Source organism: Bradyrhizobium ingae, from assembly GCF_055791185.1.
Genome location: NZ_JBVUBB010000013.1, coordinates 164264 through 183426, shown reverse-complemented (window position 1 = coordinate 183426; position 19163 = coordinate 164264). Strand labels below are relative to the sequence as shown.

The window sequence follows — 19163 nt, the reverse complement described above, 5'->3', positions numbered from 1 at the left end:
TCCTAGTCTTTATTTTAAGCTTAAAGCAGTTTGTGCCGCCCCTGTTCCGAGCGGAAGCGGGGGAAGCGAGGCTACCCCGCCCGTCATTGCGAGAAGAGAGAACGCTACGCCTTCTCCACCCCGCACCATTCCGCGATGAACAGCGCCATCGCCTTGGTCGACTTCTTCAGCGACTCCAGATCGACATATTCGTTGAAGCCATGAATCTCGCCGCCGGAGGGGCCGAAGCAAAGGCTGGGGATGCCGTGGTTCAGACCATAGAAGCGTGTGTCGGTGAGCGCGGTGAAGACGAGGTCTTCGACCGCGCCGCCATAGATGGCGTTGAACGCCTTGCCGAAAGCAGCTTCGGGCGCGGCCGCGTCGGTGAGCTCATAGCCTTCCGACAGGAAGCCCGACCATTCGACCTCGGGCGGATTGTTGGCGAGGAAGCGGTGGTTGCGTGCCGCAACCGCAACACAAGCAAGAATCTCTTTCTGGTGATCGGCGATCGGCCAGCCCGGCAGCACGGCGATGCGGCAATCGACGTCGCACCAGGCAGGCACGCTGGAGGCCCAGTCGCCGCCCTTGATGATGCCGGGGTTGAAGTTGATGGGATGATTGAGCGTCTTGAAGTGACGATCACTCTTGGCGCGCTCGTTCCATTCGATCTCGAGCTTCTGCAGCGCCTGGATCAGATGATAGGCCGCCATGATCGCGTTGGCGCCAGAGCCGGCAAACGCCACATGGGTCGGATGCCCCTTCACGCGCAGGCGGAACCAGATCACGCCGACCTGCGAGCGCACCATCTTGCCGCCGGTCGGCTCCGGAATGAAGCAGGCGTCCGCCCGATAGCCGCGCTGGAGCGTCGAGAGCGCACCGACGCCGGTGCTTTCCTCCTCGATCACGGACTGAAAATGGATCCGCGCCGTGGGCCGAAAGCCTGCAGCCTTGATCGCATCGAGCGCGTAGAGCGCGCCGATTGTGCCGGACTTCATGTCACAGGCACCGCGGCCATACATCTTGCCGTCCTTGATCACCGGCGAGAATGGCGGAGTGTCCCAGAGCTCCAGCGGCCCCGCCGGCACGACGTCGCAATGGCCTTGCAGGATCAGCGATTTGCCGCCGCTCGTTTGCGGGCGGTAGGTTCCGACCACCGTGCGCGCTTTGGAGAAATCGTGCTCGATGGGACCGAAGCCGCGCAGATCCCTGAGTTCATCGACGTTAATGTGCCAATCGTCGACCTCATAGCCGCGTGCGCGAAGGAGGTCGCCCATCATGTCCTGACAGGGCCCTTCTGCGCCGCGGGTCGAGGGGATCGCGACGAAATCGCGTGTGGTCGCAAGCTGGGCCTCGAAGCGAGCATCGACGGCGTCGAGAATCCTCTGCTGCGTCTCGGCTTTCATGCTGGCAACTCCGTCAGGCATTCCAAAGAACGCCGCGAAGCTAGCCGATTTCAGCCCTCCGGGTACTCCTGAAAATAGGCATCCAGCAATGCATCTTCGAGCAGTCGGCCTTCCGAATAGCCATTCAGCGTCGCCGGCCGCGTGACGCCGTCGATCAGGCGCTTGCAAGGCTCGGGGGCGCCAAGCACAGTTCGAATGGGAATGCGCTCCGCATAGATCGGCAGTGCGTAGTCTTCCTCGTCGTCGCCAATCCCCTTGCTGCGAACCTTGGCTGACGCCTCCTCGATCTGCATTGCGATGAAGGACGTCGCCTTGATCTCCTGCGTGCTGCTCTGGCGCAGCCCCGCAGTACGCCCGGGATAGAGTCGATCGACCATGGCGACAAGTGCCCGCTGTTTTTCGTCGGGATCGGTCACCAGGTGCGCGGTGCCGAAGGCCATCACGGCGCGATAATCCGCCGAGTGGTTGAAGCCGCAGCGCGCCAGCACGAGGCTGTCGAGATGTGCAACGGTGAGACAGACTCTCTGGCCTTCCGACTGGTTGCGCAACATGCGGCTCGCGCTGGAGCCGTGCCAATAGAGCTTGGTCCCTTCCCGCCAGAAGAAGGTCGGCGTGCAATAGGGCTGGCCATCGATCACATAGGAGACGTGGCACAGCATCGACGAGTCGAGGATGCGGTGAACGGTGGCGCGATCGTAGGCGCCGCGCTCGTGCAGGCGTTTCACCCGATTACGCTGGGAGATCGGATAGGACGTGGTGGCGATCCCGTCGGACACGGCGGCTCCTGTCGTGACAATTGAACCCGGAAGGCGTTGTAGCGGCTCATTTGGTCTGCGATAGTTCCAATTGTATGCGAAAAATTCCGACCAATTCGAAGCCGTCCCCGAAAGCTCCGCCGCGCAAGGCCGAGCTGCCGCTCGATTTCGCGGGAGCGCACATCACGGCGACCGCTTCCTCGGCGCATCGGCTCTATCAGGCGCTCTGCCACGCGATCGTGGAAGGCCTGGTCAGGCCGGGCGAGCCGCTGCCGCCGTCGCGGACACTGGCGAAACAGGCCGGCTTCCGGCGCAACGCCGTCGTCACGGCCTATGAGCGGCTGATCGCCGATGGATTTGCCGAAGCGACCGTCGGCTCCGGCACGTTCGTCGCCGCGAAAATTCCGTCCCGTGCGAGCGATGCGCGCAAGCCGACGATCACCGTTGAAGCCCCGCGGCAGAGCGCGCTGGCGCTTGGTTGCACCTATATCGACGAGCGATCACTGCAGCGCTTCCGCGGCTTCGTCGGCCGTCGCATGCGCGCCTTCGGCAGCGAACATCTGCATTATGGCGATCCCCGCGGCAGCCGCGAGCTGCGCCTCGCGGTTGCCGATCATCTGCTTGCGGCGCGCGGCCTGCGCTGCGATCCCGACCAGATCATGCTGACATCAGGCACGCTGCACGCGCTGCGTGTCGTGCTCAGCGTGATCCTGAAGCCCAACGACCAAATCTGGTGCGAGGATCCCGGATACCCCACCGCCCGCGAGGCGATGCTCCGTAGCGGCTATCGCGCTATCTCCGTGCCGGTCGACGAGCATGGCCTGCGCGTCGCCAGGGGCCGCGCCGCGGCACCGAGGGCGCGCGCGGCCTATGTCACGCCGTCGCATCAGTTTCCGCTGGGTGTGCAAATGTCTATGCCGCGCCGGCTCGAGCTTCTGGACTGGGCGAAAGAAGCCGGCGCCTTCGTGCTGGAGGACGATTACGATAGTGAGTTCCGCTATGACGGCGCGCCCCTGATGTCGCTTGCCGGCATCGATCAGCTCGAGCGCGTGATCTACATGGGCACCTTCGCCAAGACATTGTTTCCGGGTCTGCGGATCGGCTATTGCGCGATGCCGGAGCGGCTGGTCGGCACGGTTACGACCGCACGCGCCGCGCTCGACCGCTTTCCCGGCACGCTGATGGAGGGCGCGGTCGCGGACATGCTCAATTCCGGCGCCTTCGCCGCCAACCTGAAGCGGGTGCGGAAACTCTATCGCGAGGCGCGTGATGCGCTGGCTGCGACGCTTCAGGCCGCGTCCGACGGACACCTGTCGGTTCCGGTACCCTCGCAAGGTCTGCATCTGGTCGCGCGGTTCGATCCGTCGGTGGATTTGCGCGTTGCCTCGCAGGCCAAGCAGGCGGCCGGCGCGGAAGGCTGGCTGCTCGCCGACACCTATGCGCGCGTCAGTCCCCTGCCCGGTTTCGTCCTCGGCTTTTCCGGCCATTCGATTCCGCAACTGGTGGCGTCGGCCGAGAAACTCGCGACACAATCGCTGGCCGCGCTCGGCGGCAGCGACAAGTCGGCGCGGCGCACATGACGAAGGTTCACTATGAGAATCGCGCGCGGCTTTCTAACATCGGCACATCGAGGCCGGGATTCTCATCATGCTCCATTTCCGCGCGATCTGCGTGTGCGCGCTGCTTGCCGCGTCAACAATAACGCTGGCGCACGCCGGCACGGTGGGACGTGAGCAGGATATCGTCGACTTGCGGCTTGGCCAGCGCGTGATGGTCGATGACGGCACCTGCCCGGCCGGGCAGATCAAGGAAGTGCGCGGTGCGAAGATGACCGAAAGCGGCGTCGTGCGGACGCGGTCATGCGTGGCACGCTTCGGACCGAAGTCGAAATAGCTTGCCAGTTACTTCGCCGGATCGAACATGCACTGAAGGGTCGGCTTGGCGATCTTGGTGAAGGTCGGTCCGATCTCGGACTGCTTTGCGAGCGGTACCCATTCGTTCTCGATGGTCGGCACGCCGGTCTCGCCGATGCCGCGAAGCAGCGCCTCACGCAGGTCGCGGTCCTCGACGACGGCGACGGCATGATCATGCAGGCAGCCACAAACCTCCTCCGGATGCGCCCAGCGCCCGAGCATGTGCGGCGCGCATTGGCGCACGAAGTCGGTGCGCGGATCCGGTAACCTGTTGGGAGAGCGCACCTGAGCCTGGGCCGCGGTGACCGTAAAAGAGAACGCGAGGAAAGCTGCGGCGCAGATGCGAAACATGATGGCTTTTCTTGATCTTGCTGGTCTTTTTCTTGCGATCAGAGACGTGCGGCCATCACGATCGGCTGAGGCGCCTTGGCCCCAACCGGCGAGCCGCTATAGGCGAAGGTCCCGACGCCCGGCAGTCCGCTGTCGCTCGTTCCGGCCAGCGAGGACCCGGCGAGGACGAAGCCGAAAGCAAGGATGAAGCTGAGCGCCCGCATGTGAAGTCTCCAGTTCCGCTGGCCGGGTTGATAACCATGAGCGGTTTCATGCGTGATGCGCCAAAACGGGAAAATGGTTTCATCTTCGTGAGAATTGTTTCATCGGCGCGGATACGACGAAACATTAAGTCAAAAACCTCAATCATTTCAGTGAGGCTCCGTCTGCGGCCATCGGCGGCCTCCCGAGCTTCCCGACACGCGCAATCGCCCCGCACGTGCTTTGGTCACTGTCCCGAAGCAGACGCTTCACACGCATTTTACGTTTCTCTGCTGAAGAAGAGCCAAAGAAGCGCGAAGTTCCGCTGAACCGGGGATGGACCAGCGGCGACGGAAGCCTTCGAACAGCGATAAGCCCGGCACCAAACCGAGGCTCAGGGTTGAGGGATGGCCATCATGACGGCGGCAGATCGCGCAATGGCGCGCGACGCGGACCACGGCTCGGACCGCGCCAACGAGACACCGACGCAGCGCAGCGCCACCGGCGCGATGGCGCTGCAATCCGACCGGGGCTATGAGGCTGCCCCGCAGGCATTCGTGCGGCTGAGCGGCTCGCTTCTGGCAAAGCCACGCGTCAGCCGCAGTCTCATCACTGGGTGAAGAAGTCGCCGCACTTCTGAACGCTGGTGTCCGTCGGCCCCCAAGGCATGATCGGCACGCTCGAGGTCGAGTTCTTCGGCGAACCTTCGATCAGCTTGTCAGAATAGACCATGTAGACCAGCACGTTGCGCTTGGTATCGCAGCCGCGCACAATCTGCATCTTCTTGAAGAATAGCGAGCGACGCCTGCGGAACATGTCGTCGCCCTGCTCCAGCTTGTCCTTGAACTTGATCGGACCGACCTGCCGGCAGGCAAGCGAGATGTCAGACACCTCCTCCGCGAGCCCCAGCCAGCCCTTGAAACCGCCCTTCTCCGGCACCGTGAAATGACAGGCCACGCCCTCGACCTCGGGATCATCAAGGCCATAGGTCGCGAGCTTATCGTTCGGGCTCAGCCATTTGAAGACGGTGGAGCGACGGAAGATCAGATCAGGCTCGTCGGCGGCTTGGGCGAAGCCGGTCGGCACGGCCGCGAGCAGGAGGAATAAAGCGAGGCCTTTCAAGCGCATGCCGGAAAGACCGGGGAAACGAGATGACATGAAGTTCTCCGGTAACAAGTCCCTGCAATGTAGGGATGAGAGGGCTGATCAGGAAGGCGAGCAGCCCACCCGCGCGGCCGCCGTTTACCCCTCTGTGAGGCTTTTTTGCTACGGCTCAGGCAAATGTACCTGATCGCAGAACCGCCCTGCTGGTGAACGCGTATCCCCTCTGCGAGACTAACTACTGATTTGGATGACGGATTCGAGGATGAATAGCGTGAGCGTGACCGGTTCTTCTGCCGCAAAGGCGCGGTTGTGGCGGGTCGCCATTTTGACGGCGGCGGGTGCGATTGGCACCACGACCCAGGCGGAAGCCGCGATGTATTACTGGTCGGACTATAACGACGGGTCGTACTACCACCAGCCGCAGCCGCGAATCGAGCGTGCGAAGCCGCACAAGCGCAGTGCCATTCCGGGCAAGAAGGAGATCGGGGAGAAGGAGGCCGGCGCCAAGCCACAAGGGCCGCTGGTCATCGCTATCTCGATCGACCGTCAGAGGATGACGGTCTACGATTCCAACGGCGTGTTCGCGCAATCGCCGGTGTCGACCGGCATGAAGGGCCATCCCACGCCGATGGGAGTCTTCAGCGTCATCCAGAAACACAAATTCCACCATTCCAACATCTATAGCGGCGCGCCGATGCCGTACATGCAGCGCATCACCTGGTCGGGTGTCGCCATGCATGCCGGCGTCCTGCCCGGCTATCCGGCCTCCCACGGGTGCATCCGTATGCCGATGGCATTCGCCGTGAAGATGTGGAATTGGACCAGGATGGGCGCGCGGGTGATCGTCACGCCCGGCGAGATGACGCCGCACAATTTCTCCCATCCCCTGCTCGCGAGCCTGCGCGTTCCGCCTCAACCCGCGGCGAGCCTGGATCAGCCTTCGACGACGGTGGCCGACAAGGCAGACAAGGGCACGCCCGCGACAAAGTCTCCTGAGAGCAAGGCCGAAGAGACCAAAGCCGCTGCCGAGATCAAGAGCGCAAGCGCCGAGCCGGCGGTGGAACTGCGCTCGACCGTCGGTCACACCGTGATATCAGGCGCAACCATCGGCAACGCGATGGCGCGCGAGGAAGCCGACAAGGCCGCTCCGAACGAGGACGTGAAAACGGACGGTGCGAAAACTGCTGCCACTTCCGAGTCGGCAAAACCACAATCGGACGAAGCGGCCGCCAAGCTTGAACCTGAAAAGCCTGAACCTGCAAAGGCTGAAGCGACCGAGGTCAAGAAGTCCGACGCCAGCACTGCGACGACACCTGCGCAGCCCGCCGCCGACGCGACAAAGGATCAGACCCGCGTCACCGAACCCGCGCCAGCGGCAAAGCCCGAGTTGCCGAAGCGCGCGGGGCAGATCGCGGTCTTCATCAGCCGCAAGGATTCCAAGATCTATGTGCGGCAGAACTTTTCGCCGCTGTTCGAAGCGCCTGTGACGATCGCGGCCAGCGATCGTCCGCTCGGCACGCATGTCTTCACCGCGGAAGCCGACAAGGGGGACGCCAACGCGCTGCATTGGTCGGTGGTGTCGCTGCCCGTTGCCGTTCGCTCGGTGGAGCGTGACGACGAGAGCCGCATGACGCGCCGCCAGCGCATGGCCGGCGTTATCCCGATCGCCGCAAAGCCCGTGATCATGCCGGATAGTCCGGCCGAGGCGCTCGATCGCGTCTCGATCCCCGCCGACACCATGGCGAAGATCAACGAGATGCTGACCACCGGCAGCTCGATCATCGTCTCCGACCAGGGCATCAACCAGGGTGAGACCGGCGAAGGCACCGACTTTATCGTCCGTCTGCACTAGGCCCCGCATAACGTGGTGTTGAGCGCCGACGGGCGCGCACCGGGAGTATGATCCGTATCCGGATCAACTTGGGGGACATCGCCATGCTGAACCGCAGGACAATGCTCACGGCGGCGCTCGCCGTGATTGCCAGCCCCAATGCCAGTCGCGCCCTGGCGCAGGGCGCGATGAGCAAGATCTCGGCTTACGCCTTCTCGTTCCCCGCGCTCTCCGGTGACGACATCAGGCTTGCCGCGTTTACCGGCCGGCCGCTGATGATCGTCAACACGGCCTCGCTCTGCGGCTACACTCCACAATATGCCGGCCTTCAGGAACTCTGGAGCCAGTTCCGCGAGCGCGGACTGACCATCATCGGCGTGCCCTCCAACGATTTCGGCGGCCAGGAGCCAGGCGGCGTCACGGAGATTTCGGAGACTGCACATCACCAATATGGCGTCACCTTCCCAATCGCCGCGAAGGCCGTCGTGATTGGACCGAAGGCCCATCCATTCTACAAATGGGCCGCGGAAACCCGGCCCAAGGAAGTTCCGCGCTGGAACTTCCACAAATACCTGATCGGCCGCGACGGCTACATCGCTGAGGTTTTCGCTTCTGCGGTCGAGCCGACCGACACTCGCGTCAAGACGGCGGTAGCCAAGTCGCTGGCCGATAGCTGAACCCGTCTCACGCGCTTGGGCACAATTGCCCGGCGGACCCAAACAGCCGTTGCATTGGCGACGGCCCACCAACTAGGCTAGGATCGTCTGGGGCGGACAGGTTCGGACAGGGGCAAAAAAAGCTACGGCCGAACAACGGGATCAATCTATCGAGGACAACATCATGCGTGTTGCGGCAGGACTCATTTTGGCGAGCGCAATTTCTCTTGCGATGGCGAGCGCCGCGTGGTCGCAGACGACCCCGGCCGCGAAGCCCGCGGCAGCCGCGCAGGCCGCCCCCGCCGCAGCGCCGGCAGCGACCCCTGCTCCTGCCGCGGCCGCCAGCCCGCCGGCAGCGGCACAAGGCGCGCAGCCGGCTCGCGCGGCCTGCAGCAATCCCAATGCGCTCGGCGTCGCCCGCACGGTCGAGATCGACACCACGGGTGGCCCGGGCTTCGGCTTCGAGCACTTCAAGGAGCTCGACTTCCTGCGTGACCACGAGGTCGTTCTGACCTTCGACGACGGCCCCTGGCCGCGCAACACGCCCGCGGTGCTGAAGGCGCTGGCCGAGGAATGCACCACCGGCATCTTCTTCCCGATCGGCAAGCATTCGACCTACGAGCCGGAGATCCTGAAGCAGGTCTATGCCGCCGGCCACACTGTCGGCGCACATACCTGGTCGCACGCCAATCTCAACGACAAGAAGCTGACCGAACAGCAGAAGAAGGACGAGATCGAAAAAGGGTTCTCCGCGGTGAAATGGGCGCTCGGCGGCATCTCGCCCTCGCCGTTCTTCCGCTTCCCGGCGCTGCAACACCCGCCGGAGATGGTCACCTATCTCGGCAACCGCAACATCGCGATCTTCTCCTGCGATCTCGACTCCTTCGACTTCAAGGCCTCCAAGCCCGAGAAGGTGATCGACACTGTGATGAAAAAGCTGACCAAGCTCGGCAAGGGCATCATCCTGATGCATGATTTCCAGAAGCACACCGCCGAAGCGCTGCCCGCGCTGCTCCAGCAGCTCAAGGCCGGCGGCTACAAGGTCGTGGCGATGCGCGCAAAGAGCCCGGTGTCGACGCTGCCCGAGTACGACCAGGAGCTGATGAAGGACGTCAAGCTGCCGACGGTGAGCCAGCGCCCGGTCAACAGCGTGGTGACGACGGTTTCGGAATAGTCGCGCCGTTGTCTTTCCGTTTCGAAGGTTACGTCATCGTTTCCGCCGACGGCATGCTTGCCGACGCGCGGCACGTCATGCCCGACAGCCTGAAGTTCGAGGGCGACAAGAGGTTCTTCGAGCAGGCGCTCGATCGCGTCGCGCTGATCGTGCACGGCCGCCATTCGCATGAGGGACAGCCGAATTCACCCAAGCGCAAGCGGCTGGTTCTGACTCGCAAGATCGCCGCGCTCGCGGTCGACCCGGAAATGCCGAACGCAAGCCTCTGGAATCCGCGCGGCGCCAGCTTCGAGGAAGCCTGCGCTTTTGCCGACGTTACCTCCGGCACGGTCGCGATCATCGGCGGCCCCGTCGTGTTCGACATGTTCATGGACCGCTATGATACCTTCTGGCTCTCGGAAGCCCCGCAGGTGCGCGTGCCCGACGGCGAAGGCTGTTTCGTCGGCGTGCCGGAACGGACACCGCACGAGATCCTCGCCGCCCACGGAATGAAGCCGGGCGCACCCTCCGTGCTGGATGCGGCGCATGGGGTCACCGTCACCCCATGGCGCCGCAGCTAAAGCTCGGGACCCGAAGGGCCGCAGGAGCGCAAAGTGTGAAGCACTTGTCCCTCGCGACAAACGCGGAACGCGTTTGCGCGGAGATCATTCTCAAACCACAACCTAAAGCGCGATGACGATTCATCCCGATCTCATCGCGCTTTAGTGCGGAGGATCGGTTACGGCGTCGGCAGGTGATAGACCAGCGAGCCGCGCAGCGTGTGGATGGTGCCGCCCGCGCTTAGGCTTGTGAAGAAGCTATCCGTCAGATCGTCGCGCGTCTCGACATGGGTCATGCGATACTCGGCGCGGGCCGAGATCCTGTCGCTGAAGAAACGCTCGAAGCCGCCGCCAAAGGTGGCACCATGATATTCGCGCTCGGGGCTGGTGCTCTGAAGTCCGAACAAACTGTAAGTGATGGAATTTGCGGTCACCCCGGTGTAGCCGCCGAGCACATAAACGAGCGTCTCCGGTGAAACGAGATAGCCAACGCGCCCGCCGACGGTCCAGGCCCACTTCACTGACGCGAGATCCGACGTGATCGTCGTCCCTGCGCCCGCACCATTTGCCGAGATGCTGGCCCCGCCATTCGTCGCCACATCGATGAGGCCGAACGCGCCGATCACCCATTTCGGTGCGATCTGACGATCATAGCCGATGGTGAAGGTGCCCCCGACATCGGCACCACCGAGGCCCGCCGCGTTGAAATCCAGCACGCCAGGGATCGAGGCCGCAACATGGGGCGTAAGGGCATCGCCACCGATGCCGGCGCCGACGTACACGCCCGTCCACACCGGATTGAGCGCCGGCGCCGCCGCCGTCGTCGTCGTGGGGCCGCCGAACTGGCCGAAGCGGTAGGCCGCGCCGATCCGGATCACATGCTCAGAGAGATCCGTGGTCCAGACCGCGCCGAGCGGATCGACCGTCGTGTTGCGGCCGAGCGCAACGTAGCGATACTCACCGCGTAGCGACACGTTGTTGGAAAGGCGATATTCCGCGCCCGCGCCGACCGTATAGCCGTGTGAGGTCTGTGCCGGCTCCTGCACCGTGAACGACGGGCCGCCCCCGAGCACCGCGTAGTTGAGATTCCAATTGTTGATGCGCATCTCGCTGTAGCCGGCGAGACCATAGAGCAGGATATCGGGCGTCACCAAAAACCCGGCACGGCCGCCGATTGTCCAGCCCTGGTCGAGCGACGGCATCCCTGCAGCAAGACTCAGCCCCAGGCCGTTCCCGCCCACGTTCACAGTCGTCCGCTGGCGCGACCAGTCGTAGTCGACGAAACCGCCGACCACGAACTGCGGCGCAACCTGGATGTCGAAGCCGGCAAAAGCGGACAGTCCGAGATCGGCGCCCTGCAAGCCGTCGAGGCTGAACATCGAAGCGCCGCCGCCAACCGGCGTCAGGTTCGAGCGCCCGGACGCGAAGTCGAAGCCAAGTCCGGCGCCAACGTAGAATTGGGTCCAGCTTGCCACTGGAACCGGTTGCGGCCGCGCCTTGACGGGAAGATCAGCGGCACTGGCCGGCAGCGTAGCAAAACCCATGACCTGTGCTGCACAGAAAACCACGGCCGCGCGCGCAGCCACGTCTCGCTTCGAATGAATCAAATCCGTCCCCAATTGCCCCACCCGCCGAAACATCGCGTCTGGCGAACACCTCGTCCCACAGTGGTTCCATGGGTCGGCGCAAAAGTCCTGATGGAGCGCGGTCAGATTTCTGAAATTTTCTGAAATTGCGCCTTCAGAAGACTAGCGGCGCCCGGAAAAACCCAGATTCACGAAAGGGTTGGTGCTGATGCCTGGATGCGCCCGCCAGCAAATCCGGAGCACCGTGGCGACCAAGACACATATGGCGATGCCGCCGCGGCGAATCATAGCGCGACGTCCAGGGCCAGACCTCCTCGCCGGTCCCGTCGATCTTCGTCCGCCCTGACACGCGCATCGATTACCCCGCGCGCCAAGGCGCGAAGCCCCTCGCCCGCAAGAAAATCTCGAGCTGCGACGCTACACGTCGCCGTAGGCCGCCTCGACCGGGCGCGTGGCCCGGCCGTAGCCCATGATCATGAACAGCGCGCCGATGATCGAGAGGTTCTTCAGCGCGTCGACCAGCATCTTGGCGTTGTCGGGCGGCGTCTGGTTCCAGAAATCATAGAACAGCACGGTCGCGACCGCGACGTAGATGATCAGCAGCATCGCGAAGAAGCGCGCCGCGAAATTCAGCGCGATCATGAGGCCAGCGATGATCTCGAGTCCACCGACCGCGATCGCCAGCAGTTGCGGCGTCGTCATGCTGGTGGCCTGCTCGACCTGCTGCGCATAGGGTGCGACGATCTCCGGCACGGTGACTTTGCCGGCGATGAAATCGGCGGTCGCCTGTATCGCGAACAGCTTCGTCGCGCCCGTATAGATGAACAGCACGGCGAACAGGATTCGCCCGAAAGTCACGAACGCTGGCATGGTCGGCCTCTTGGCAATGCTTTAAGGGCGGGACGCTGACGCGACGACGAAGCGATTATGAAGATTCCACGGGCGATTTTCAAACGGGGAAATCCGTGGCTCGTCGACCCTGCCCACGCCTGCCGCGCTACTTTGCATGGGGTTGTTTTCGATGTTTCGCCTGGCGGCCCCGCGGACTCTCCTTGAGCCAGGCGACAGATGGTCTCGCGGAGGCCCCCTTCGCCCGAATTCGAGCTGCGCTCGAATTCGATATCTCCCCGCAGGCCGGCCGACCCTTTCTACGTGAACAGGCTCGGCTGCTGCCGTGCTGCACGTTCCTGCGCTTCCACGACCGCCACAGCGGTCATGTTGAGAATACCGCGCGCGGTGACCGAGGGAGTGAGGATGTGCGCCGGACGCGCCGGGCCGATCAGGATCGGGCCGACAGGCAGCGCATCCGCGAGCGACTTGATCATCTGATAGGCGACGTTGGCGGTGTCGAGGTTCGGCATGATCAAGATGTTGGCCTCGCCCTCGAGATTGGAGTGCGGCAGGACCAGTTTTCGCGCGGCAGCGGAGAGTGCGGTGTCGCCCTGCATCTCGCCGTCGGCTTCGATCTCCGGATGCTTCTCCTTCAGGAGCTGGGTCGCCCGGCGCATCTTGCGCGAGGACTCCGTGTCGTAGCTGCCGAAATCCGAATGCGAGACGAAGGCAATCTTCGGCTTGATGTTGAAGCGCTGGACGTGGACCGCAGCGAGCGAGGCGATCTCGGCGAGTTCCTCGGCGCTCGGATTGGGCCGCACCTGGGTGTCGGCGATGAAGAAGGCGCCCTTGCTGGTGATCATCAGCGCCAGCGCCGCATAGTCGCTGATCCCACTCGAGAAGCCGATGATCTCCCGGACGTGACGCAGATGGCTCATGTAGCGGCCCTCGACGCCGCAGAGCATCGCATCCGCCTCGCCGCGCCCCACGGCGAGCGCCGCGATCACGGTGTTGCTGGTGCGCACCACGGTGCGTGCCCCTTCCGGCGTGACACCGCGGCGGCCGGCAACCTCGACATAGGTCTGCACATAGGAGCGATAACGCGGATCGTCCTCGGGGTTGACCAGGTCGAAATCCTTGCCCGCCGTGATCGAGAGACCGAAGCGCTTGATGCGCGCCTCGACCACCGACGGACGGCCGACCAGGATCGGCCGCGCGAGCTTTTCCTCCAGCACCACCTGCGTGGCGCGCAGCACGCGCTCGTCCTCGCCCTCGGCGTAGATCACACGCACCGGCTGGGTCTTGGCCTTGGCGAACATCGGCTTCATGACGATGCCGGAGCGGAAGGCGAAGCGCGTAAGCTGGGCCGCATATTCGTCGAAATTGGTGATGGGGCGCGTCGCAACTCCGGATTCCATCGCGGCCTTGGCAACCGCCGGCGCGATGCGCAGGATAAGCCGAGGATCAAATGGGCTCGGGATCAGCGAGCCCGGGCCGAAGCCGCCCGCCTCACCGGTGTCGAAGCTGCCCTGGGAGACCGCGTCCGACGGCGCCTCTCGCGCAAGCTGTGCGATCGCCTCAACCGCGGCATGCTTCATCTCCTCGTTGATCGCGGTGGCGCCTACGTCAAGCGCGCCGCGGAAGATGAAGGGGAAGCACAGGACGTTGTTGACCTGGTTCGGATAGTCGGATCGGCCGGTGCAGATCATGGCGTCTGGGCGCGCTTTCCGCGCCTCCTCCGGCATGATCTCCGGTGTGGGGTTGGCGAGCGCCATGATCAGCGGATGATCGGCCATCGCCTTGGCCATCTCGGGCGTCAGCACGCCCGGCGCCGAGAGCCCGACGAAGATGTCGGCGCCGCCGATAACGTCGGCCAGCGTGCGCTTGTCGGTCTTCTGGGCATAGACCGCCTTCCAGCGGTCCATCAGCGTGTTACGTCCGTCATAGACGAGACCGTCGATGTCGCAGACCCAGATGTTCTTGCGCTGCGCACCCATGGAGACCAGAAGGTTCAACGTCGCGAGCGCAGCGGCCCCTGCCCCCGACGCCACGATCTTGACGTCCGAGAGCTTCTTGCCGTTCAGCCGCAGGCCGTTGGTGATCGCGGCGGCGACGATGATCGCGGTGCCGTGCTGGTCGTCATGGAAGACCGGGATCTTCATGCGCTCCTTCAGCCGCGACTCGATCTCGAAACACTCAGGACCCTTGATGTCCTCGAGATTGATGCCACCGAAGGTCGGCTCCAGCGCCGCCACCGTCTCGACCACGCGGTCGATGGTGTCGGCGGCGATCTCGATGTCGAAGACGTCGATGCCGGCGAATTTCTTGAACAGGACCGCCTTGCCTTCCATCACGGGCTTGGACGCAAGCGGGCCGATATTGCCGAGGCCCAGGACCGCGGTGCCGTTGGAGACCACGGCCACCAGGTTGGCGCGGGTTGTCAGCGTGGCGGCTTCCGCCGGGTTCTTGGCGATCTCGGTGCAGGCCGCGGCGACGCCGGGCGAATAGGCGAGCGCGAGGTCCCGCTGGTTGGCGAGCGGCTTGCTCGCCTGGATCTCGAGCTTTCCGGGCCGCGGCAGACGGTGATAGGCCAGCGCCGCCTGGTGGAGATCTTCAGAATAGGACGACATGCCGTGTCTCGCCTCGCGTTTTGCGACCTCAAACCCGTTTCCTCCGACCGGTCCGCGCCCTCACGGCACGTATTCCGGGTCGTGGAAACGGGATCAAGCACGGCCGGCGCCCGTGTGGCAACATCCGATTGCAGCCCCATCAACAGGCCGTGCCGTCAAATATCTGAAAACCATAGCTTTCCCTGGACCGGCAAGCCATTGCGAATATGGCAGGTTGTTTCGGCCTGAGCCGGCAACTGGAGCTGACCGCACAAGATGAGGCCTGATCGCAATCGCGTTGCTCGCAGTGCTCGCCGACAGGGTCAGGGGCATCGCGTGGACGTCGCCGCGGCTTTCGGTGACAGTTAAACTCGCGGACGATCCTCAATCTCGGTCACCGCGAGTGTAGCGAAGCAATCCAAAATCTTTCCGCGGAGAACTTTGGATTGCTTCGCTGCGCTCGCGACGACGATGTGGATGAGGACGCGCTTCAAGCCGAGAGGAAGGACTCGCGGAAGCCCCCTCACCCGCCGCGCTACGCGCGTCGGCCTCTCCCCGCATCGCCCCGCTGAAGGTTCGGCGGGACAAGCGCGGGGCGAGGCGAAGCGTCACTTCTGCGGCAGGTTCACCCGCACGTGCAGTTCGCGAAGCTGCTTGGTCGTGGCTTCCGAGGGCGCGCCCATCAGGAGGTCCATGGCCTGCTGGTTCATCGGGAACAGCGAGATCTCGCGCAGGTTCGTAGTGCCGCAGAGCAGCATCACGATGCGGTCGACGCCCGCGGCCATGCCGCCATGCGGCGGCGCGCCGTACTGGAAGGCACGGTACATGCCGCCAAAACGCTCGACCACTTCCTGCTCGCCATAGCCGGCAATCTCGAACGCCTTCACCATCGCTTCCGGCACGTGGTTGCGAATGCCGCCCGAGGCGATCTCGTAACCGTTGCAGGTGATGTCGTACTGGAATGCCTTGATGGTCAGAGGATCCTGGCCCTTCAGCGCCTCCAGGCCGCCCTGCGGCATCGAGAACGGGTTGTGCGAGAAGTCGACCTTCTTGTCGTCCTCGTTGTATTCGTACATCGGGAAGTCGACGATCCAGGCCAGTTCGAACCGCTCCTTGTCGGTGAGGTTCAACTCTTCGCCGACCTTGTTGCGCGCAAGGCCTGAGAACTTCCAGAACTTGTCGGGATCGCCCGCGACGAAGAAGGCTGCATCGCCTTCCTTCACGCCGATCTGCGCGCGGATCGCAGCGGTGCGCTCCGGCCCGATGTTGTTCGCAAGCGGACCTGCCCCCTCGCCACCCTCGCGCCACATGATGTAGCCAAGGCCGGGCTGGCCCTCGCCCTGCGCCCACGAATTCATGCGGTCGCAGAACGCGCGCGAGCCGCCGCCCGGCGCGGGAATGGCCCACACCTGGTTCTTCGGGTCTTCGAGCATGCGCGCGAACACTTTGAAGCCGGAGCCGCGGAAGTGCTCGGAGACATCCTGCATCTCGATGGGGTTGCGCAGGTCCGGCTTATCGCTGCCGTACTTCCGCAGCGCCTCGGCGAACGGAATCCGGCGCCAGTTCTTGCTCACCGGCTTGCCTCTGGCGAACTCCTCGAACACGCCGGTGATGACCGGCTCCATCGCCGCGAAGACGTCGTCCTGCGTGACGAAGCTCATCTCGACATCGAGCTGATAGAACTCGCCGGGCAGACGGTCGGCGCGCGGGTCCTCGTCGCGGAAACAAGGCGCGATCTGGAAGTAGCGGTCGAAGCCCGACATCATCAGCAGCTGCTTGTACTGCTGCGGCGCCTGCGGCAGCGCGTAGAACTTGCCGGGATGGATGCGCGACGGCACCAGGAAGTCGCGTGCGCCTTCCGGCGAGGATGCGGTCAGGATCGGCGTGTTGAACTCGAAGAAGCCCTGCGCCTTCATCCGCTGGCGCATGGAATCGATGATCGCGACGCGCGTCATGATGTTCTGGTGCAGCTTCTCGCGACGCAGATCGAGGAAGCGGTACTTGAGGCGAATGTCTTCGGGATATTCCTGGTCGCCGAACACCGGCAGTGGCAGGTCGCCGGCCGGTCCGAGCACCTCGATCTCGCTGACATAGACCTCGACCTTGCCGGTCGGCAGATCGTCATTGTCGGTGCCTTCCGGACGGCGGCGGGCCTTGCCGTCCATCCGCACGACGTATTCCGAGCGCAGCTTTTCGGCCAGCGAGAACGCTGGCGAATCCGGGTCGACCACGCATTGGGTCAGGCCGTAATGGTCGCGCAGGTCGATGAACAGCACGCCGCCATGGTCGCGAACGCGATGGACCCAGCCGGAAAGGCGGACCGTCTCGCCGATGTGGCTCTCGCGGAGCGCGCCGCATGTATGTGACCGGTAGCGATGCATGGTAGTCCCAAAAATGATGTCGGAGGATCGAATCGGACGACCCAAAAGGCCGGTCCGAAGTTGCGGGTGGGTTTACCCGACGAGGCCGGGTGCGGCAACCAAGGGAACGGCCTGTTTTGGGCCTGGAATGCCCATTTTTACACGAGCCCGGCTGGAGCCTTTGCCGATCGGCGTTCCAGCCCTACATTTACGCTCATGACCGTCCATTTCCCGTTCCAGAACTCCTATTCGGCGCTGCCGGACACTTTCTTTGCCCGCGTGGCGCCGACCCCGGTCGCCGCGCCCCGGCTGATCAAGCTGAACCGGCCGCTTGCTGTCCAACTCGGGCTTGATCCGGACCTGCTGGAGACGCCGGAGGGCGCCGAGATCCTGGCCGGAAAGACGGTTCCAGCGGGCGCAGACCCTATCGCCATGGCCTATGCCGGCCACCAGTTCGGGCAGTTCGTGCCGCAGCTCGGCGACGGCCGGGCGATCCTGCTCGGCGAGGTCATCGACAAGGACGGCGTCCGCCGTGACATCCAGCTCAAGGGCTCGGGTCCCACCCCGTTTTCGCGCCGCGGTGACGGCCGCGCGGCGCTCGGGCCGGTGCTGCGCGAGTACGTCGTCAGCGAAGCCATGTACGCGCTCGGCATCCCGACCACGCGCTCGCTCGCCGCCGTCGTCACCGGCGAGCACGTGATCCGCGAGACCGCGCTTCCAGGCGCCGTGCTGACCCGCGTGGCATCGAGCCACATCCGTGTCGGCACGTTCCAGTATTTCGCCGTCCGCCGCGACACCGACGCGATCCGCCGGCTCGCCGACCATGTCGTCGACAGGCACTATCCGGAGCTGCGCGGCGCCGAGCAGCCCTATCACGCGCTGCTCGCCGGCGTCGTCGCCCGCCAGGCCGATCTCATCGCGCGCTGGCTGTTGGTCGGCTTCATCCACGGCGTGATGAACACCGACAACACCTCGATCTCGGGCGAGACCATCGATTACGGCCCCTGCGCCTTCATGGACTCCTACGATCCCGCGCAGGTGTTCTCGTCGATCGACGAGATGGGCCGCTACGCCTATGCCAACCAACCGCGCATCGCGCTGTGGAATCTGATCCGGCTCGCCGAATGCCTCTTGCCGCTGTTCTGCGACGATCAGGAGAAGGCGATCGAGCAGGCGCAGGACATCCTCGGCGCGTTCCCGGACGCGTTCAGCAGAGCTTATCAGGCGGGCCTGCGCAAGAAGGTAGGCCTGTTCACGGAACGCGACGGCGACGAGGCGCTGATTCAGGATCTGCTGGATGCGATGGCGAAGCACCAGGCCGACTTCACCCTCACCTTCCGCAGGCTCGGCGATGCCGCCGGCAATGAGGACGGCGTTGCCGACGTCCGCGCGCAGTTCATGGACCCGGCCGCCTTCGACGAATGGGCCAAACGCTGGCGCGAACGTCTCGCTCCGGAGCCGCAATCCGCCGCCGAGCGCCAAGCCGCCATGCACGCCGTCAACCCCGCCCACATCCCACGCAACCACCGCGTCGAAGCGGTGATCCGCGCCGCCGTGGACAATGACGACTACAGGCCGTTCGAAGAGCTGGTGAAGGTGCTGGCCAAGCCGTACGAGGACCAGCCGGAGTACGCGGCCTATCAAGACCCGCCGCTACCGGACCAGCGTGTGCTGCGAACGTTTTGCGGGACGTGAGGCAGTCGTTCGCCGCCATCTTGCGCGCGCGATCGACTCCCTACCGCACCGCGAGACGACCCCGTTGACCCCGTCTGCCTTTCTGCCCAACAATTTGCGGCATCGGCAACCACTGTCATCATACTGAAACACTGGCACTCTAACCGGCTGGCGGGCCGTCTTGCCGGAGGCGACCGTCCTCCCAGAGACCTGACACA

General features: G+C 64.2%; 17 protein-coding genes. 8 read left to right on the top strand and 9 right to left on the bottom strand.

Annotation, left to right across the window (positions count from 1 at the left end; translation table 11 throughout):
* Positions 1 to 104: 104 nt before the first annotated feature.
* Both ACV1FX_RS20795 and ACV1FX_RS20790 read right to left on the bottom strand, forming a co-directional pair.
* A complete protein-coding gene (locus ACV1FX_RS20795) occupies positions 105 to 1382 on the bottom strand; it encodes an ArgE/DapE family deacylase (RefSeq protein ID WP_473119413.1) in 1278 nt (425 codons plus the stop codon).
* 50 nt (positions 1383 to 1432) lie between these two features.
* Complete coding sequence (locus ACV1FX_RS20790; RefSeq protein ID WP_473119412.1) at positions 1433 to 2158, bottom strand: pyridoxamine 5'-phosphate oxidase family protein; 726 nt, start codon at positions 2156 to 2158, stop codon at positions 1433 to 1435.
* A 74-nt stretch (positions 2159 to 2232) separates the two neighbouring features.
* On the opposite strand from ACV1FX_RS20790, the gene pdxR reads away from it, so the two are divergent.
* Positions 2233 to 3717, top strand: a complete 1485-nt coding sequence (pdxR, locus tag ACV1FX_RS20785) for a MocR-like pyridoxine biosynthesis transcription factor PdxR (protein WP_473119411.1) — start codon at positions 2233 to 2235, stop codon at positions 3715 to 3717.
* A gap of 67 nt (positions 3718 to 3784) precedes the next feature.
* Entirely contained in the window at positions 3785 to 4030 is a 246-nt protein-coding gene (locus ACV1FX_RS20780; RefSeq protein WP_473119410.1) for a DUF6719 family protein, read from the top strand.
* An 8-nt stretch (positions 4031 to 4038) separates the two neighbouring features.
* Here ACV1FX_RS20780 and ACV1FX_RS20775 read toward each other — a convergent pair whose 3' ends face one another.
* Both ACV1FX_RS20775 and ACV1FX_RS20770 read right to left on the bottom strand, forming a co-directional pair.
* Positions 4039 to 4404, bottom strand: coding sequence for a hypothetical protein (locus ACV1FX_RS20775; protein ID WP_473119420.1), 366 nt, complete (start codon positions 4402 to 4404; stop codon positions 4039 to 4041).
* Positions 4405 to 4439: 35 nt separating this feature from the next.
* On the bottom strand, positions 4440 to 4604 hold the full coding sequence (locus tag ACV1FX_RS20770; RefSeq protein WP_473119409.1) for a hypothetical protein: 165 nt from the start codon (positions 4602 to 4604) through the stop codon (positions 4440 to 4442).
* Between the two features lie 393 nt (positions 4605 to 4997).
* On the opposite strand from ACV1FX_RS20770, the gene ACV1FX_RS20765 reads away from it, so the two are divergent.
* Positions 4998 to 5201, top strand: coding sequence for a hypothetical protein (locus tag ACV1FX_RS20765; protein ID WP_473119408.1), 204 nt, complete (start codon positions 4998 to 5000; stop codon positions 5199 to 5201).
* On the opposite strand, the gene ACV1FX_RS20760 is transcribed toward ACV1FX_RS20765, so the two are convergent.
* Positions 5191 to 5739, bottom strand: coding sequence for a CreA family protein (locus ACV1FX_RS20760; RefSeq protein WP_473119407.1), 549 nt, complete (start codon positions 5737 to 5739; stop codon positions 5191 to 5193). The genes ACV1FX_RS20765 and ACV1FX_RS20760 overlap by 11 nt on opposite strands.
* A gap of 208 nt (positions 5740 to 5947) precedes the next feature.
* Between ACV1FX_RS20760 and ACV1FX_RS20755 the strand changes: the two genes are divergently transcribed.
* The 4 genes from ACV1FX_RS20755 to ACV1FX_RS20740 all read left to right on the top strand — a co-directional run bounded on the left by ACV1FX_RS20755 (position 5948) and on the right by ACV1FX_RS20740 (position 9906).
* Positions 5948 to 7537 carry a L,D-transpeptidase gene (locus ACV1FX_RS20755; protein WP_473119406.1) on the top strand — a complete coding sequence of 530 codons (1590 nt, stop codon included), beginning with the start codon at positions 5948 to 5950 and terminating at the stop codon, positions 7535 to 7537.
* 83 nt (positions 7538 to 7620) lie between these two features.
* On the top strand, positions 7621 to 8193 hold the full coding sequence (locus ACV1FX_RS20750; RefSeq protein WP_473119405.1) for a glutathione peroxidase: 573 nt from the start codon (positions 7621 to 7623) through the stop codon (positions 8191 to 8193).
* A 163-nt stretch (positions 8194 to 8356) separates the two neighbouring features.
* Positions 8357 to 9346, top strand: coding sequence for a polysaccharide deacetylase family protein (locus ACV1FX_RS20745; RefSeq protein WP_473119404.1), 990 nt, complete (start codon positions 8357 to 8359; stop codon positions 9344 to 9346).
* Positions 9347 to 9354: 8 nt separating this feature from the next.
* On the top strand, positions 9355 to 9906 hold the full coding sequence (locus tag ACV1FX_RS20740) for a dihydrofolate reductase (RefSeq protein WP_473119403.1): 552 nt from the start codon (positions 9355 to 9357) through the stop codon (positions 9904 to 9906).
* Positions 9907 to 10064: 158 nt separating this feature from the next.
* On the opposite strand, the gene ACV1FX_RS20735 is transcribed toward ACV1FX_RS20740, so the two are convergent.
* From ACV1FX_RS20735 to aspS, 4 genes are all read right to left on the bottom strand, one after another.
* Entirely contained in the window at positions 10065 to 11429 is a 1365-nt protein-coding gene (locus ACV1FX_RS20735) for an outer membrane protein (protein WP_473119402.1), read from the bottom strand.
* Positions 11430 to 11888: 459 nt separating this feature from the next.
* Entirely contained in the window at positions 11889 to 12341 is a 453-nt protein-coding gene (locus ACV1FX_RS20730) for a DoxX family protein (RefSeq protein ID WP_473119401.1), read from the bottom strand.
* Between the two features lie 278 nt (positions 12342 to 12619).
* Complete coding sequence (locus ACV1FX_RS20725; protein ID WP_473119400.1) at positions 12620 to 14932, bottom strand: NADP-dependent malic enzyme; 2313 nt, start codon at positions 14930 to 14932, stop codon at positions 12620 to 12622.
* Positions 14933 to 15519: 587 nt separating this feature from the next.
* Entirely contained in the window at positions 15520 to 17292 is a 1773-nt protein-coding gene (gene aspS / locus ACV1FX_RS20720) for an aspartate--tRNA ligase (protein WP_473119399.1), read from the bottom strand.
* Positions 17293 to 17487: 195 nt separating this feature from the next.
* Between aspS and ACV1FX_RS20715 the strand changes: the two genes are divergently transcribed.
* On the top strand, positions 17488 to 18966 hold the full coding sequence (locus tag ACV1FX_RS20715) for a protein adenylyltransferase SelO (protein ID WP_473119398.1): 1479 nt from the start codon (positions 17488 to 17490) through the stop codon (positions 18964 to 18966).
* Positions 18967 to 19163 lie beyond the last annotated feature (197 nt).

Coding starts and splice junctions, on each gene's coding strand:
- ACV1FX_RS20735 (WP_473119402.1), bottom strand. CDS start 11,429: ATGGGTTTTGCTACGCTGCCGGCCAGTGCCGCTGATCTTCCCGTCAAG.
- ACV1FX_RS20715 (WP_473119398.1), top strand. CDS start 17,488: ATGACCGTCCATTTCCCGTTCCAGAACTCCTATTCGGCGCTGCCGGAC.
- aspS (WP_473119399.1), bottom strand. CDS start 17,292: ATGCATCGCTACCGGTCACATACATGCGGCGCGCTCCGCGAGAGCCAC.
- ACV1FX_RS20795 (WP_473119413.1), bottom strand. CDS start 1,382: ATGAAAGCCGAGACGCAGCAGAGGATTCTCGACGCCGTCGATGCTCGC.
- ACV1FX_RS20780 (WP_473119410.1), top strand. CDS start 3,785: ATGCTCCATTTCCGCGCGATCTGCGTGTGCGCGCTGCTTGCCGCGTCA.
- pdxR (WP_473119411.1), top strand. CDS start 2,233: ATGCGAAAAATTCCGACCAATTCGAAGCCGTCCCCGAAAGCTCCGCCG.
- ACV1FX_RS20765 (WP_473119408.1), top strand. CDS start 4,998: ATGACGGCGGCAGATCGCGCAATGGCGCGCGACGCGGACCACGGCTCG.
- ACV1FX_RS20730 (WP_473119401.1), bottom strand. CDS start 12,341: ATGCCAGCGTTCGTGACTTTCGGGCGAATCCTGTTCGCCGTGCTGTTC.
- ACV1FX_RS20750 (WP_473119405.1), top strand. CDS start 7,621: ATGCTGAACCGCAGGACAATGCTCACGGCGGCGCTCGCCGTGATTGCC.
- ACV1FX_RS20745 (WP_473119404.1), top strand. CDS start 8,357: ATGCGTGTTGCGGCAGGACTCATTTTGGCGAGCGCAATTTCTCTTGCG.
- ACV1FX_RS20725 (WP_473119400.1), bottom strand. CDS start 14,932: ATGTCGTCCTATTCTGAAGATCTCCACCAGGCGGCGCTGGCCTATCAC.
- ACV1FX_RS20755 (WP_473119406.1), top strand. CDS start 5,948: ATGAATAGCGTGAGCGTGACCGGTTCTTCTGCCGCAAAGGCGCGGTTG.
- ACV1FX_RS20770 (WP_473119409.1), bottom strand. CDS start 4,604: ATGCGGGCGCTCAGCTTCATCCTTGCTTTCGGCTTCGTCCTCGCCGGG.
- ACV1FX_RS20760 (WP_473119407.1), bottom strand. CDS start 5,739: ATGTCATCTCGTTTCCCCGGTCTTTCCGGCATGCGCTTGAAAGGCCTC.